Source organism: Candidatus Phaeomarinobacter ectocarpi (assembly GCF_000689395.1).
Lineage (GTDB): Bacteria > Pseudomonadota > Alphaproteobacteria > CGMCC-115125 > CGMCC-115125 > Pyruvatibacter > Pyruvatibacter ectocarpi.
The window spans coordinates 2,311,654-2,327,084 of sequence record NZ_HG966617.1 but is presented as its reverse complement, the minus strand read 5'-3'; the positions used below and the strand labels follow the sequence as shown (position 1 = coordinate 2,327,084).

Annotated in this window: 14 protein-coding genes and 1 tRNA gene; 4 read left to right on the top strand and 11 right to left on the bottom strand. The window is 60.2% G+C overall.

Annotated elements, in window-relative coordinates:
* Positions 1 to 38 precede the first annotated feature (38 nt).
* The 9 genes from flbD to BN1012_RS16955 all read right to left on the bottom strand — a co-directional run bounded on the left by flbD (position 39) and on the right by BN1012_RS16955 (position 9,285).
* A complete protein-coding gene (gene flbD, locus BN1012_RS11260) occupies positions 39 to 1,412 on the bottom strand; it encodes a sigma-54-dependent transcriptional regulator FlbD (protein WP_043949692.1) in 1,374 nt (457 codons plus the stop codon).
* A gap of 12 nt (positions 1,413 to 1,424) precedes the next feature.
* Positions 1,425 to 2,198, bottom strand: a complete 774-nt coding sequence (locus BN1012_RS11255; RefSeq protein WP_043949691.1) for a motility protein A — start codon at positions 2,196 to 2,198, stop codon at positions 1,425 to 1,427.
* A 27-nt stretch (positions 2,199 to 2,225) separates the two neighbouring features.
* Positions 2,226 to 2,630, bottom strand: a complete 405-nt coding sequence (gene fliN, locus BN1012_RS11250) for a flagellar motor switch protein FliN (protein WP_043949690.1) — start codon at positions 2,628 to 2,630, stop codon at positions 2,226 to 2,228.
* Positions 2,631 to 2,687: 57 nt separating this feature from the next.
* The gene (locus BN1012_RS11245) at positions 2,688 to 3,383 is read right to left on the bottom strand and encodes a FliH/SctL family protein (protein ID WP_043949689.1); all 696 of its coding nucleotides are present in this window, start codon (positions 3,381 to 3,383) and stop codon (positions 2,688 to 2,690) included.
* A 36-nt stretch (positions 3,384 to 3,419) separates the two neighbouring features.
* Positions 3,420 to 4,424, bottom strand: a complete 1,005-nt coding sequence (gene fliG, locus BN1012_RS11240; RefSeq protein ID WP_244442893.1) for a flagellar motor switch protein FliG — start codon at positions 4,422 to 4,424, stop codon at positions 3,420 to 3,422.
* A gap of 57 nt (positions 4,425 to 4,481) precedes the next feature.
* Positions 4,482 to 6,323: a flagellar basal-body MS-ring/collar protein FliF gene (gene fliF / locus BN1012_RS11235; RefSeq protein WP_244442892.1), complete on the bottom strand. Its 1,842-nt coding sequence runs from the start codon at positions 6,321 to 6,323 to the stop codon at positions 4,482 to 4,484.
* 250 nt (positions 6,324 to 6,573) lie between these two features.
* Positions 6,574 to 6,852 carry a CtrA inhibitor SciP gene (gene sciP, locus BN1012_RS11230; protein ID WP_043949687.1) on the bottom strand — a complete coding sequence of 93 codons (279 nt, stop codon included), beginning with the start codon at positions 6,850 to 6,852 and terminating at the stop codon, positions 6,574 to 6,576.
* Positions 6,853 to 6,999: 147 nt separating this feature from the next.
* Positions 7,000 to 7,671: a flagellar hook assembly protein FlgD gene (locus BN1012_RS11225; RefSeq protein WP_052535132.1), complete on the bottom strand. Its 672-nt coding sequence runs from the start codon at positions 7,669 to 7,671 to the stop codon at positions 7,000 to 7,002.
* A gap of 9 nt (positions 7,672 to 7,680) precedes the next feature.
* The gene (locus BN1012_RS16955) at positions 7,681 to 9,285 is read right to left on the bottom strand and encodes a flagellar hook-length control protein FliK (protein ID WP_052535131.1); all 1,605 of its coding nucleotides are present in this window, start codon (positions 9,283 to 9,285) and stop codon (positions 7,681 to 7,683) included.
* A 337-nt stretch (positions 9,286 to 9,622) separates the two neighbouring features.
* On the opposite strand from BN1012_RS16955, the gene mnmA reads away from it, so the two are divergent.
* Together mnmA and BN1012_RS11210 are read left to right on the top strand one after the other, a co-directional pair.
* Positions 9,623 to 10,771, top strand: coding sequence for a tRNA 2-thiouridine(34) synthase MnmA (mnmA, locus tag BN1012_RS11215; protein ID WP_043950970.1), 1,149 nt, complete (start codon positions 9,623 to 9,625; stop codon positions 10,769 to 10,771).
* 86 nt (positions 10,772 to 10,857) lie between these two features.
* Complete coding sequence (locus tag BN1012_RS11210) at positions 10,858 to 11,547, top strand: class I SAM-dependent methyltransferase (protein WP_043949686.1); 690 nt, start codon at positions 10,858 to 10,860, stop codon at positions 11,545 to 11,547.
* Positions 11,548 to 11,608: 61 nt separating this feature from the next.
* On the opposite strand, the gene BN1012_RS11205 is transcribed toward BN1012_RS11210, so the two are convergent.
* Positions 11,609 to 12,208, bottom strand: coding sequence for an outer membrane protein (locus BN1012_RS11205; protein ID WP_043949685.1), 600 nt, complete (start codon positions 12,206 to 12,208; stop codon positions 11,609 to 11,611).
* A gap of 348 nt (positions 12,209 to 12,556) precedes the next feature.
* On the opposite strand from BN1012_RS11205, the gene BN1012_RS11200 reads away from it, so the two are divergent.
* Both BN1012_RS11200 and BN1012_RS11195 read left to right on the top strand, forming a co-directional pair.
* Positions 12,557 to 12,633 (top strand) — tRNA-Met (locus BN1012_RS11200).
* 92 nt (positions 12,634 to 12,725) lie between these two features.
* Positions 12,726 to 13,985 (top strand): acyl-CoA dehydrogenase family protein, encoded by a 1,260-nt coding sequence (locus BN1012_RS11195; RefSeq protein WP_197538302.1) that lies wholly within the window; start codon positions 12,726 to 12,728, stop codon positions 13,983 to 13,985.
* A 23-nt stretch (positions 13,986 to 14,008) separates the two neighbouring features.
* On the opposite strand, the gene BN1012_RS11190 is transcribed toward BN1012_RS11195, so the two are convergent.
* Positions 14,009 to 15,376 (bottom strand): cytochrome P450, encoded by a 1,368-nt coding sequence (locus BN1012_RS11190; protein ID WP_052535129.1) that lies wholly within the window; start codon positions 15,374 to 15,376, stop codon positions 14,009 to 14,011.
* Positions 15,377 to 15,431 lie beyond the last annotated feature (55 nt).

Genomic DNA, 15,431 nt, shown 5'->3' with positions numbered 1-15,431 from the left:
GTATGCGTTCCGGATACTTTAGGCGTTACGTGAAAGGACTAGCCGGCGATCCGGGCTTCACCCGGGGCTGCAACCGACACACCCTGCTGGGTGTAGAGGTTGAGCTTGTTGCGCAGGGTGCGAATGGAGATGCCCAGAATGTTGGCCGCATGGGTGCGGTTGCCGAGGCAATGATCCAGCGTGTTGAGGATCAGGTCGCGTTCCATGTCGGCAACCGTCATGCCCACAAGGTTGCGGCTGACAGTCTCGGCCACCTGAGCAGCACGTGATGCCGGATCGCTGGACGAGATAGAGACCGTCTGGTCAATGCGTGAGCCGTCCGGCAGGCGGATGGCGTCCACGTCGATTTCATCGCCATTGGCCAAAAGCACGGCGCGGTGGAGTGTGTTTTCCAGCTCACGGACGTTACCGGCCCAGTGCTGACGCACAAGATGTGACTTGGCGCTGTCTGACAGCGGGCGTGCGGGCACGCCATTGGCATCGGCGTAGCGCTTCACGAAGTGCTCTGACAGTTCCATTATGTCTGCCGGGCGTTCGCGCAGGGCAGGGATCATCAGGGTTACGACGTTGAGGCGGTAGAGAAGGTCTTCGCGGAAGGTGCCGTTGCGCACTTCTGTCGCAAGGTCGCGGTTGGACGTTGCAAGAATGCGGATGTTGACCTTGACGGGCTTGTTGCCGCCGACACGATCAATCTCACGTTCCTGAATGGCGCGCAGAAGCTTGGCCTGCAGGCGCACATCCATTTCGGAAATTTCGTCGAGCAGCAGCGTGCCGCCGTCAGCTTCTTCAAACTTGCCGATGCGGCGGGAGACAGCGCCTGTAAAGGCGCCCTTCTCATGGCCGAAGAGTTCTGACTCAAGCAGGTTTTCAGGAATGGCGGCGCAGTTGACGGAGATGAACGGCTTGTCCTTGCGCACAGAATGGCGGTGGACATAGCGCGCCATGATTTCCTTACCCACACCGCTTTCGCCGGTGATGAGGACGGAGGCGTCAGATGGCGCAATCTGGTCTGCGAGGCGGATGACATCCGCCATGATGTCGTCCTTGTAGATCAAGGCGTGGGTGTCATCGGCAACAGCTTCCAGCACGGCGGCAATGAGCTTGGCGTCCGGCGGCAGGGGTACATATTCCCTGGCACCGGCGCGGATGGCGTTGACGGCGGCGCGGGCGTCTGAGCCCAGGCCACATGCCACGATCGGCAGGGCAATGCGCTCGGCCTGCAGCTGGGCTGCGAGCCAGCCGATGTCGTTGGAGACTTCCACCATCAACAGGTCAGCACCCTGACCGGCACGCAGGGCGTCCATGGCGAGTTCGCCGGTGTCGACCTGGGCAACTTTGGCACCTGTCTCCATGGCCATCTTTGTGGCGGTGGTGAGCTGGCCGTTGAGGCTACCTACAATAAGCAAACGCATGGGGTTGGCTCCTTAACGCGAATACTGGACGCGGTCTGCTTCGGGAAGCAGGGCGTTGAGTGTGTGTTCGACCTGGCGAGGATGGTCCTTGCGGCCGATGGCGGCTGCACCTGCGGCGTAGATCGCGAGCATGTCGCGTTCATCGCCTGAGATGCGATCAAGTTTGGCGGCGAGCGGGGAGAGCACCATGGTGCCCAGGACCGCGCCGTAGAATGTGGTGAGCAGGGCAACGGCCATGGCCGGGCCGATGGCAGCGGGATCGTTCAACTGACCGAGCATCTGCACAAGTCCAACGAGAGTGCCGATGAGGCCCATGGCGGGTGCAATGTCTGCGGCGCGGCGCAGGACTTCAGCGCTCTCTGTGCGGCGTTGAGCTGTGGAGAGACGTTCGTCTTCAAGCATGCGCTCGACGTCTGCGACCTCGATGCCGTCAACCAGCATGGCAAGGGCGCGAGACAGGAATGGATCATTGCGCAGCTTGGGCAGCAGGCGCTCAACACCAAGGAGACCATCCTTGCGGGTGCGCTCTGCAATTTTCAGCATTCGGTCAGCAGCGCCCTTGCGGTTGAACCGCGGTGTGGCGATGGCAGACCAGGTCTCACGGATCGCCATGATGACCTCGAGAGGAGAAAACGAGATCATGGTGACGGCCAGTGTGCCGCCGAAGACGATGAGAGCTGCACGCACATCAAGGAAGGCTGACCCGTTGCCTTCAAGGGTCAGGGCAGCCGCCAGCAAGGCAAAGCTTGCGATCAGGGCGACAATGGCTGTGAGTGATGAGCGCATGATGGTGTTTTCCGTTGCCGCGTCGTCTTACGCAGCGTTTCCGCCCTTGATGATTTCGGTCATTGTCACGCCGAGACGCTCGTCCACGACCACCACTTCGCCACGGGCAACGAGACGGTTGTTGACGTAGATGTCGATGGCCTCACCGACCTTGCGGTCGAGCTCCACGACAGCACCGCGGCCCAGCTTGAGAAGCTGGCTGACTTCCATGTGGGTTTTGCCCAGCACGGCAGAGACATGCACCGGCACGTCAAACACAGCTTCCAGGTCAGCGGCAAAGCGTTCTTCGCCGTCGGCTGGTGCAGCGCCTTCTTCCCCACCTTCAGCGGGAACGGGAAGGTCTGCGTCTGGGGTTGCAAACTCAGCGTTTGGACCTGCGTCCGCGCCTGCGTTTGATAGCTCGTCGAGCTGAACGTCGGTTTCGTCACTCATAGTCTTCTCCTCAACTCTGTCCGCTTTGGGCTTTCCAGTGCCCATGCGGAGCAGGGGCTATTGCTGTTTGCCCAGAAGGGCGAAAAAATCTGTCTGTCCGGACTGGTCGGCGCCGGGCGCTGACAGGTAGGTGCGGACGATCTGCTCAATGCTGGCGTCAAGGGCAGGCGTGTCGCGGGTGATCGCGCCACTGGCCCATTCAATGCGGACGTCGCCGGGGTCGACGTCGTCACTGCTGCGCAGGACGAGCTGACCTTCAAACCCGTGTTCGCGCGTCATGTCGGTGATGCGCTGCTCGAGCAGGCCCTGCTGGTCTTCGGCGACATGGATGACCACGCGGGCTTCGTTGCGCAGGAGGGCAAAGGATTGCTCGACCACAGCCTCAATCTCGGATGTGGGTGCTGTTTCCATCAGGGCCGGCATCAGCTTGCGGGCGATGGTGAGGGCGATTTCCGCAGCTTCTTCACGCAGCTTCGCGCGTTCGGTGTGCAGGTTCTCAAGCAGCACGTTGAGACGTTCGGCTACCTGCTGGGAGCCTTCTGCGATCCGGTGTGACAATTCAGCTTCATCACTGGTGCGCGCAGCCTCTTCACCGGCGGCGAAGGCTTCTGCGCGGATGGCGTTGACTTCGTCTTCGGTCCATTTGGTTTTCTTGCGTTCGGCGCGCGGCTGAATGACCGCACCCTTGGACAGTTCGCGATCGAACTCGAACCGGGACGATTCCTGCAATGTGATGATAGCTGGGTTGCTCATGAGATTTGGTGCTCTCTATGTCCGTGCGAAACCGGACTAATAGATAAGCTCGTCCTCCGAGTTGCCGTCCGCCATCATGATCTCGCCCTTGTTGGCGAGGTCCTTGGCGATGTTGACCATCATCATCTGCGCTTCGTCCACGTCCTTGAGGCGGACGGGGCCCATCATGTCCATGTCTTCGCGCAGCATCTTGGCCGCGCGTTCGGTCATGTTGGACAGGAAGAGATCGCGCAGGGTGTCGGAAGAACCCTTGAGACCCAGAGCCAGCTTGTCTTTCTCCACAGCGCGCAGAAGCGTCTGCACGGAGCCGGGGTCGAGCTTGGCCAGGTCTTCGAAGGTGAACATGAGAGCCTTGATGCGCTCGGCCGCGTCGCGGTTGCGCTCCTCAAGGGATGTCATGAAGCGGTTCTCGGTCTGACGGTCGAAGTTGTTGAAGATTTCGGCCATGGTTTCGTGGCTGTCGCGGCGGTTGGTGCGCGCGAGGTTGGACATGAATTCCTGACGCAGGGTCTGTTCGACCTTGTCCAGAATGTCCTTCTGCACGCTTTCCATGCGCAACATGCGGTTGACGACTTCCATGGAGAAGTCTTCGGGCAGGGCACCCAGCACATTGGCGGCGTGATCTGCGCGAATTTTGGAGAGCACCACGGCAACGGTCTGCGGGTATTCATTCTTGAGATAGTTGGCGAGGACGACCTCGTTCACATTGCCCAGCTTGTCCCACATGGTACGACCGGCCGGGCCACGGATCTCGTCCATGACAAGGCTGACGCGTTCGTCTGGCAGGAAGCGGGAGAGCAGGCGTTCTGTTGAATCAAAGGTACCCACAAGAGCGCCGGTGGATGACATGCCGGACACAAACTCGAGCAGGAGCTTCTCAACGAGCTCTGCGTCCACCGTGCCCAGATTGGACATGGCCATGGAGAGTTCGCGGATTTCGTCGTCGTCGAACATTTCCCACAGCTGAGCGCCATGCTCTTCCCCGAGGGCCAGCAGCATGATGGCGGCTTTCTCGCCACCGGTCAGCTTGTTGATATCCATCTTTGGTTTTGCTTGAGCGACCATGATGTCGACTTTCAGACCTTGTTGGCGCGTGAGTTATGCGGTTTCGTGGAGCCAGCCGCGCAGGATTGTCAGCGACTCTTCGGGATGGTTCTGAACGATCTCGCCGACCTTGCGGACGGAGCTTTCGCGGACCTGTCCTTCAATCTGGGCGATGTCGATCATCGAACCTGTGTTGTCTTCCAGCATCATTGCGGCCTGCTGCTCCGGCGTGGGCGCGGCCAGCGCAATGGGTGTGCCGTCGGGGCTGGTGATGACTTCCTGACCGTCAGCCTGGGCCTTCGCAAGTATTTGCTGCATGTCCGGGCTTGGAAGCTGCGGGGCGTTGCTTGGGGCGCCGCCCGTCAGAGCTGCCTGGCCGCCCTGCTGAACGCCAGGGGTGGTCAGCTTGTTGATGAGGGGGCGGGCCACCAGAAAGACGCCGAGCAGTGTGACGACCAGAAGCGCGCCAAGTTCGGCCAGACGCATGACGTCCAGGCTGCCCATGATGCTGTCCATGAAGCCGAGTTCTGCGGCGTCATCTGCCAGGAATTCTGTTGCGGTGTCGTTGATCGGAAGATTGACGACCTCGACACTGTCCCCGCGCGCGGCGTCAAAGCCGATTGAGGAGCGGACAAGACGTCCAATCATTTCCAGCTCTTCAGGGGAGCGGGCGGTATATGTCTGTGTGCCGTCTTCGGCCGTCTCATAGGCACCATCTACCAGTACAGCAACGGACAGGCGCTTGACGCTGCCGGCCTCGATGACTTCCGTCGTGGTGGTGCGGGAGATTTCATAGTTGACGGTTTCTTCAACCCGGGCGTTGCTTTCGTTGGATGTTGCATCGTCCGCACCGGCGCCCTGGCCGATGGCGTCCGGCAGGTCATTGCCCACTGTCACGCCAGCCTGTGCGTCGCGTTCTGTTGCAGAAGACGATTCTTCAACAGTCTGGGTTGAGCGCACGACCTGGCCTTCAGGATCAAATGTCTCTGAGTTGCGGGTGATGCGGTTGAAGTCGAGTTCGGCGGCGACCTGAATGCGTGCGCGGTTGGTGCCAACAACGCTTGTGACAATGTCAGCCACCTGACGGCGCAGGCGTGTTTCATATTCACGCTGGCGCTCGTCCATTGACGAGGACCCCAGCGACGTGCCGTCCGCGCCACCGGCAATCATGTTGCCGGTTTCATCAATGATGGAGACGTTGGCGGCATTGAGACCTTCGACCGCAGAGGCGACAAGGAACTGAACGCCCTTGGCCTGACTGCGGCCCAGGCCACCGCGGGCTTTGATGACGATGGAGGCTGTTGGTTCCTGACGTTCGCGGCTGAAGAGTTCGCGCTCAGGCATGACAAGATGCACGCGGGCGGCCTGAACCGTGTCCAGTGCGCGAATGGTGCGGGCGAGTTCGCCTTCCAGAGCGCGCAGGTGGTTCATGTTCTGCACGAAGCTCGTAGTGCCCAACGCAGATGTGTCGTCAAAGATTTCATAGCCAACAGAGCCGCCTGAAGGCAGGCCCGCTTCGGCCATGCTCATGCGCAGGCGCAGGGCTTCTGTCTTGGGAACCATGATGGTGGTGCCGTCGCCTTTAAGCTCATACGGCACACTCATGGCCTCGAGCTTGGCAACGATTTCAGCACTGTCGCTCACCGGCAGGCCGCTATAGAGCAGCGCCATGGTGGGTTGCGATACGCGCATCATGATGACGGCAAAAAAGGCAACGAGGGCGATGGTGACAGCGCCCAGTGCGATAAGCCGAGAGGGGCCAAGCCCCTTTAGGAAGTCAAATGTGCCGTTCACGGCGCACCCCCGCAGTGTGGTCGGGATTGCGCGATACTCCGGCTCATCCTGGGCCTGGTGGATCATCGCGCCGGATAAAAGGGCCGGTCCACGATCGCCCACCTATGTCCTTGGTGGTTTTGTCCGTGTCCGGTGTAATCCAGCTAGGCAAGATTTACCCGGCACCACTAAACAACGTCTTAACGTCGGCAGATAACTCGGCAAAATTTGCCGATTGGTCGAAACAATTTGAAGGCTTAACAAAAAGAAAACGCCGGGGAGTGTTTCCACTCTCCGGCGCTACGACGCACAAGTACGCAAGCCTTGCGGCTATCTTGGGGGCCGATACTCAATAAGGACCCGTATGTAGTGTTTAGTGCTCGCGGTACTGCTGCACGCGGGTGGCGCGCAGGCCCGGCAGGCCGTGACGTTCGATGGAACGCTGCCAACTCAAGAATTCTTCGACAGTCAGCGTGTAGCGCTGGCAGGCCTCTTCCAAAGACAGAAGACCTCCGCGTACAGCGGCCACGACTTCAGCCTTGCGGCGGATGACCCAACGCTTCGTTTCCGGTGGTGGCAGGTCAGCGATAGTGAGGGGGCTTCCGTCCGGCCCGATCACATAGCTCACTCGCGATTGATATTGCATGCCCATTTCAAGCAGATCCTGACTTCAATCCGTCACACGTTCTGTGTGTGTGAGCTGAAGAGTACGTGGTGGGCATTTAAGGAAGGGCTAAATGCCATGGTGAATACGTGATTAACTTTGATGCCATGGTGTGTGTCGCAATGGGTCATAGGTCTAGGAACCCGTCGCGACGTCGCGCACCGTGATGACGTCTGACAGCTGGATGCCGGAGCCATTGACGGTCAGAACCGGCGTGTTGTTGTCAAACTCGACTGCCGATACGACGCCTGCCTGCTTCATGGTGACGTTGATCTCATTTTCGGCCGCATCCTGGGCCACGACGCGCAGGGTGTAGGCACCGTCAGACAGCTGGCGGCCATTCGCGTCCTTGCCGTCCCAGGCAAATGTCTGGTTGCCGGAAACGTTCTGCAATTCGGACGTATGCACGAGGCGACCGGCGGCGTCGGTTACAAACAGCTGCGCCTTGTCAGCAGGGGCGGCCAGCTCGTAGTCCCAATTTGCCGTGCCGTCGGTGAGGATGGCGGTCGGGCTTTCAGCCACGACTTCCTTGCCGATATAGCCCACAGCATCCGTCGCGAAGTTGGCGAAGGTGAGGTTCAGCAACTGCTCCAGGTTCTGGTTGGTGGCGATGTTCTGTTCAACGCTTGAGAACTGCACCAGCTGATTGGTGAACTCGCTGCTGTCCAGCGGCTCCAGCGGGTCCTGGTTCTTCAGCTGTGTGGTGAGCAGCGTCAAAAACGTATCGAAGTCTGTATTGAGCTTCGATGATGCGCTGGCGGCGGCCCCTTGGGAGGACTGTGCGGCTGCAATGGCTTCAATTGACATGGTCTGTCCCTAGATGCGGATGTCTACGCCAGAGCCGGACCCGGCCTTGAGCGCATAGATGTGCTGGACGGCAGCAAGATCTGCTGCCAGTTCGTCCTCGGTCGGTGTCTTGTCTGACGCGCCCTCCGCGGTGTCGCGGTTGGCAGCAAAGTCTGAGCCGTCGCCATCGTCACGCATGGAATAGCTGAGGGTGCCGTTTTCCATATCAAGACCGGCGTCGCTCAGGGCTTTTTCAAGTGAGCGGGCGTCGCGCTGGAGCATGTCCAGCGTCTCGGGCTTGTCGACGGTCAGATGCGCCTGAACGCGTCCATCGGTGCCAAGTTCCATGCGCACATCAATGCGGCCGAGTTCGGCAGGGTCGAGGCGGATTTCAAAGCGGTTTGTCCCATTGCCCAGATTCTTCGCCATGTTGATGGCGATCTCACGGGCCGGTGTCTGTGGCTGAACCGGTGTGCCGGGCTGGGCGGAGGCAGCCACGATGGCGCGCACGGTGACGCTGGGCGCCGGTGCGGCACTGTCGGTGGCCTGAAGCGGTGTGCTTGTAGCCCCATCAAGCCCTGCCACGCGAATGTCCTGAGGCGTGCCGGCCGGTTTGGCCAGAATGGCCTGAAGCGCAATCTCGGATGCGGATGTGCGCTGAGCCGCCTGAGCCATGGTGGTGGGCTTGTCGGTTGAGGCTGCCGGTTCCGGTGCCTGTGTCGCGGAGGTGGTTTTTGCCGTTGGCTTTGCGTCAGCTTTCGCGTCCTGCATGCTTTCAGCCGTTGCATGACCAAGGCCGCGCTTGCCTGCGGCCTGTGCGGATGTGCTGGCTGCAGCCACGTCCGTTTCCACAGGTGCCGCCGCTGCGTCACGCAGGGCAGCCTGGGCTTTTGTTGCAGCAGCGTCCGTGGTGGATGCGGCTGGTGTGGTTCCGGATGCTGGCTTGCCGGCGGTTGGTGCGTTCTGGTTTTCCTGCGTCGGCTGAGCGTTCTTGCCATCGTTGGCTTTCGCTGCTGCGACGACGACCGCAGGGGCATTCTGCTTGTCAGCTTGGTTTGTCGCTTCAGTCTTGTTGGTGACAGGGCTTTCAGTTGCTGTGCGTTGCGCGACGGCAGCCTTTTCAGCCGCGGTGATATCTTCTGCAGGGACGGCAGCCAGACCCTCGTCGGTTTCAGAGGGGGCGGTCTCTTCTGCGATGGGTGTTGTTTCAACCGCTCCAGCGCCCGTAATGGTTTCCACCACTGCAGCCTGCTGTGCCGTGACTTCAACGTTGTCAGCTGCGCCTTGGTCGTCAGAAGAGGCTGTGTCCGCGTCATCAGACTGTTCTGATGCGCGTTCCTCGCGTGACTTTTCTTCCTGCGCCTTTTCAGCCCTTGCATCTTCCGCGCGGGCTTCTTCGGTGCGTGCAGCTGCCTCACGGGCCGCAGCCTTGCGGGTTTCTTCCAGACGGGCTTCGTCCGACTTGCGTTCGCGGACGCGTTCTTCAGCCTGGCGCTTTTCTTCTGCCCGGCTCGCACGCAGCTCTTCTGTAAAGCGGCTGTCGTCCTCGGCGCGGCGCGGCTCGGCGTTTTTCACCTGTGCTGCTGCCTCTGCCTTGCGGGCCTGGCCTGCGTTGAATGTCTCAGTCGATGTCATCCGGTTTATCCCGTGTCGTTTGTCGTGCCCCGATGCCCATGCCGAAAGCCGGTTGGCTGGCATGAACGCAATTTCTCGGACAGGTATGAGCAAGGGCGGGGCCAACCGGGACGCTGGCGAAAAACCGCAGAATTTTAGGGTTTTCCGCGAAGTGCCTCTGCGGTTTGCCCGGCAGAAACGGGGGCTGGACCGGCAAAAGCTGCCGGGCGGGGGTCTGACTTGCCGGGTCGTGACGGCTTGAGACTTGCTGCGGGGGAGGCGGGCGCTATAGTCCCGCGCCATGACACATATTGATGCCCATACTGCGCCTGAGGATACGGTCACCACGGGTGCGGCCATGCCGTTGGTGGACCTGCCGCCTGTGATTGCCGGCAAGGCGCCTGCGGATACGCGGGTGGTAGTTGCCATGTCCGGGGGCGTGGACAGCTCTGTTGCGGCTGCCCTTTATGCGCAGGCAGGCTATGACGTGGTCGGTATCACGTTGCAGCTTTATGACCACGGGGCTGCCGTCCAGAAGAAAGGCGCGTGCTGTGCTGGGCAGGACATTCATGATGCGCGCCGGGTGGCGGAGCGTCTGGATATCCCGCATTACGTTCTGGACTACGAAAGCCGCTTCAAGGATTCCGTCATGACGGACTTTGCCGACGCCTATGCGCGCGGTGAAACGCCGATCCCCTGTGTCCGGTGCAACGAGCGCGTGAAATTTCGCGATCTGATGGAAACCGCCCGCGACCTTGGCGCAGATGCGCTTGCGACGGGTCATTATGTGCAGCGGTTTGAGGGTGACGCGGGTGCACAGCTGCATCGCGCCGTCGATGACAGCCGCGACCAGAGCTACTTCATGTTTACGACCAAGCCCGAACAGCTGGCGTTTCTTCGCTTCCCGCTTGGCGGATTGCCGAAGGATGAAACCCGCGCCCTTGCCCAGAAGCTGGGCCTAGAGGTCGCTGCCAAGCCGGACAGCCAGGACATCTGCTTTGTGCCCGACGGCAAATACGCGCAGGTGGTTGAACGGTTGCGGCCGGAAGCCGCTGAGCCCGGTGACATCGTGCACATGGATGGCCGGGTGCTTGGCACCCATGATGGCATCATTCGGTACACGATCGGGCAGCGTCGCGGTCTTGGTATCAGCGACACCGAAATGGGCGGCGAAAATGCCGAGCCGTTGTTTGTGGTGCGCCTTAATCCGGAACAGCGGCAGGTGATTGTCGGACCACGGTCCGCGCTGGGTGTCAGCGACATCACGCTTGCGGACGTCAACTGGATTGGTGACCAGGCCTTGAGCGACACCCCCATGGAGGTGAACGTCAAGGTGCGTTCTACCGGGCGTTTGCTGGCGGCGCGCATTGTGGCGACGGATGACGGAGCGCTGGTGACTTTGTCGTCGCCGGAAGAAGGTGTGTCCCCGGGACAGGCCTGCGTATTTTATGACCCTGCTGATGGCAGCCGCGTGCTGGGCGGTGGCTGGATACGGCGCACGGTCTAGCTGCGGGCATCTTTGGCCGTTTTGACCTGACGCAATTCGTCGTTCATGCCCTTTAAATCGTCACGCTCTGCGGTTACGTGAAAGAGATGACAGGTAACTCTCAGGCTCTGGACGAGAATGCGGTTCGGCGCGCCTATGCGCGCTGGGCCCGGTTTTATGATGCAGTTGTTGGTCCCGTTACGGATGTGGGCCGGGCTGCGGCGGTGGCAGCGGTCAATGCCCTGGCGCGCAAGCATGTCGACACGCATGGCGGCGACGAGCCGATGAGCGTACTGGAAGTGGGTGTGGGGTCGGGGCTTTCGCTTCCCGGCTATGCCCGCACCACGCGGATCACCGGCATTGATCTTTCAACGGACATGCTTGACCTGGCGCGATGCCGGGTCAGCGAGCGGGCCCTGGGGCATGTGGCTGCGTTGGAAGAAATGGATGCGGGCGCGCTGACCTTTGACACGGGCCGCTTTGACTGTGCCGTCGCCATGTATGTGATGTCGGTCGCGCCCAATCCCGAAGCCGTGCTGGACGAACTGGCGCGGATCACCAGGCCGGGCGGCGAAGTCGTGATCGTCAATCACTTTGCCAAGGCGGATGGGTGGGTGTTGTGGTTTGAGCGCAAGCTTGAACGCGTCGCCGCCCTTATCGGCTGGCATCCGGCATTTGGCCGCGAGCGGGTGCTCAATCATCCTGACCTGGAACTGGTGATGGAAAAGCCGCTGGGGCTGTTGCGCATCTTTACGCTGATGCGGTTTCGCCGCCGGACGACCGACGCCACCAGCTAGGCAACAAAAAAGGGCGTCCTGTGCAGGACGCCCTTTTCGAAGAAGCTTCAGTGAAGAATATCTAGAAGTTGAAGCGCACCTGCGCAACGGCCGCGTTGTTGTTGATGTTTTCATCAGAGGTCACGCCGGTGAAGCGGTACCCAACATCAAGCGTTGCGTTGTCACCAAGGGCAACGCCGACACCGGCCAAGCCGCGATAGGCGAAGTTTGTGCCTTCAGACTTGAGCGTGACGCCAGCAACTGTTGCGGTGACTTCGCCGTCAACAACACCGACACCAACACCAAGATAAGGGCGGATGCCGCTGTCTGGCAGGAAGTCGTAAAGGCCCTGAACCATGAAGCCGAACTGATCAAGCTCGCCACCAAGGCTGACAGTGGTGCCCAGCGCTGTGGCGCTGTCGAGTTCGTTTGATGTCCAGCTGATTTCGCCTTCAGCACGGAAGCGGCCCATTTCGCCGTCTGCGTATGCATAGCCTACGGCACCAACGATGGTGTAGCCGGCTTCAAAGTCCATGGACACGCCGTTGCCTGAGACTTCATCAACCCAGTTCACGCCGCCACCAAGGCTTGCGTACCAGCCGGCATCGTCTGCCTGTGCTGCTGTGGTGCCCAGAAGGGCAGCGGTTGCGAAGGCAGCGCCTGCAAGAAGTGATTTCGTCATATGCTTCGTCCCCTCAAGTCGTTTGTTTTGGTTATCCCGGCCTCAGTGGATGGGCCGTCCCCATTTGGTGATTCGGTCATGAAACCGTCACCCTGCACACTTTGTACACGACCAAAGGTTATTATTTCCACATATTCGGTTGCATATGCCTAATTTTGGGGCATGGCATGTGTCCCAGAGGCCTCAATCCGTAATTTGGCTGGGGATATGGCCTTAATCTGCTGCGGGTTGGATGTGCGCTTGACACCGGCAAGATGCGGCGTCTATATGCCCGTCTTTCCCGCGCTTTGTGCCATTGAAATTACCGGTTTTCCGGCAGTTTTTGACAGGTGCCCGCGAGAAATGTGTGGCGGGGTAGCTCAGCTGGTTAGAGCAGCGGAATCATAATCCGCGTGTCGGGGGTTCAAGTCCCTCTCCCGCTACCAAACACCCTCTTTTCCAAAAATTGACTGAGTCTCCAAACGGGGGCTTGTGCCTGTCGTCGTGCGCATTGACGCGCTCGCGTGGGTCGGGGCAAATGCGGGCATCCGCAATTCAGCATGATCCTCGAGGCCTTATGTACAACTACAGCGACACCTCTCTTGTTCTTCAGGACAAGCTGCGCGCCTTCATGGATGCGCATATCTATCCCAATGAAAAAGCCTATGCGGAAGCTCTGGCCGCGGCGCCCAACCGGTTTGCGCCGTTGCCGTTGATGGATGAGCTGAAGGCCAAGGCGCGGGCAGAAGGGTTATGGAACCTGTTCGTACCGCCGGAATTTGCTCAGTATTCGGAGCATGGGGGCATCAGCAATTTTGAGTATGCGCCGCTGGCCGAAATCATGGGCCGGGTCATCTGGGCCCCTGAAGTGTTCAACTGCAATGCGCCTGATACCGGCAACATGGAAGTGTTCATGAAATATGCGACGCCGGCGCAGCAGGAGCAGTGGCTGAAGCCGTTGCTGGCAGGCGATATCCGCTCGTCCTATGCGATGACGGAACCGGATGTGGCGTCGAGTGACGCCACCAACATTCAGTTTTCCATTCTGCGCGAGGGCGATGAGTGGGTGCTCAACGGGCGCAAGTGGTTCATCACCAATGCCATGTATGAGCGCACGCAGATCTTCATCGTCATGGGCAAGTCTGACCCGGACAATGAAAACCGTCACAAGCAGCAGACGCAGGTGTTGGTGCCCAAGGACACACCGGGCATCACGCTTGTGCGCCCGCTTTCAACGCTTGGCTATGACGACGCGCCCATCGGCCATGCGGAAATCGTGTTCGAGAATGTGCGGGTACCTGCGGACAATGTGTTGCTGGGCGAAGGCCGCGGCTTCGAGATTGCTCAGGGGCGGCTTGGGCCAGGACGTATGCACCACTGCATGCGCTTGATCGGCGCCGGGCAGCGGTCGCTGGAACTGGCGTGCCATCGGGTGCTCAACCGCGAGACGTTTGGGCGTCCGCTGGCCAAGCATCAATCCGTGCGCGAAGAGATTGCCAAGTCATTTTCGGAAATCGAGATGGCACGGCTGCTGGTGCATCGCACGGCGCAGTCCATGGACGAAAAAGGTGCGCAGGAAAGCCGTGACCTGATTGCGGCGACCAAGACGCAGGTGCCGATCATGATGCAGACGGTGATTGATCGCTGCATGCAGATGCATGGCGCGGGCGGCCTGACGGAGGATTACCCCATGGCCGAGCACTACAATTATGCCCGCTGGTGCCGCCAGGCAGACGGGCCCGACCAGGTGCATCTGATGACTCTGGGCAAGATGGTGATTGAACGCTTCGGCAGCTGATGCGTAAGCCGGTCAGGTCGGGCTTAGGCAGCCTTGACCTGCACCTGCGTTGGACGCGTGCCATCGGTGCCGTAGAGATTGACTTTCAGGCTTGAGATGGCGTGCACCAGCGCGTTGGGGGCGACCTTCTGGTGGCCGGTCCAGGTGATGTTGGGGTAGCGGTCAAAAATGCGCTCATAAGACAGACGTAGCTGCATCTGGGCGATGCGGCTGCCGAGGCATTTGTGGACGCCGTGTCCGAATGCCAGATGCTTGTCCACACTGTCGCGCATCATGTCGAAGCGGTCCGGGTCCGGGAACATGCTGGGGTCGCGGTTGGCGGCGCCGTACCACAGAACCACCTTTTCATCCTTGGCGATGCGCTGTCCGTTTATCTCAGTGTCTTCAACGGCGGTGCGGCGCATGTGGCGCACGGGCGAAATCATGCGCAGGGCTTCCTGCGACATGCGCGGGATGAGCGACGGGTCATCGAGCACCATCTGACGCTGGTCAGGGAACTCGGTCATCAGGCGGATGGTGCCGGACAGGGAGTTCCGGCTGGTATCGTTGCCGGCAAAGATGATCAGCAGCCAGGAGCCGTCGAGAAACTCCTGCGGCAGCTCTTCGTCGGACAGTTTTGTCTTGGCGATGGCGGTCAGCAGATCTTCGCGCGGGTTGGCGCGGCGGTCCGCCATGATGGCTTCGCCATAGGCAAACATGTCTTTAACCGCCTTGAAGAAGCGGAAGGGGAACAGCGGTTCCTTGATGATGACCTGCCAGGGGTTGGTGAGGTACTGGCTGGCGAGTTCGAGATAGTGCATCCAGTGGGCGATCTTCGGGCGGTCTTCTTCATCCACGCCGAGCATTTCACACAGGGTGAAGAGGGGCAGCTGCTCGGAAAACACCGGCACCATGTCCACGACCGGGCCCTTGCTTTCCATATCGTCCAGCAGGGAATCGATCTTGGCGGATACCTTGTCGCGCAGGGTGGCCACATAGGCGGGGGCGAAAAAATCCATCTGCTGGATGCGCATTTCCATGTGCCGGGGCGCATCAAGATTGATCAGCGCGTTCAGGGCAGCTGACACCAGCTTTTCCGGTTTCCATTTGTCCTTGGGCGCAACGCCAAGATTGATGCTGCCGCGCTCTGATGAAAACACAGTGGGCGCAAGTTCGACGGCCTTGAGGTCGTCATAGCGGCTGACAGACCAGAAGCCGTCGCCGCCCTTGCGAATGTCCGACCACATGACCGGGGCGCTCTCGCGCATGGTCTTGTAAAATTCGTGGGGGTGGCCCTGGGTCCAGGAAGCCGGGTTCCACAGCTCGAATTCCTTGAGCTCGGGATAGACCGCATCAAAAGTAGGGCGTTGACGGTTGCTGTCGGTGAGGATGTCGTCGCTGACAAGTCGCATGATGTGTCTGGTCCGCCCTGGTTTTTTGGATAGTGAACTGACCAAAAATATAGGT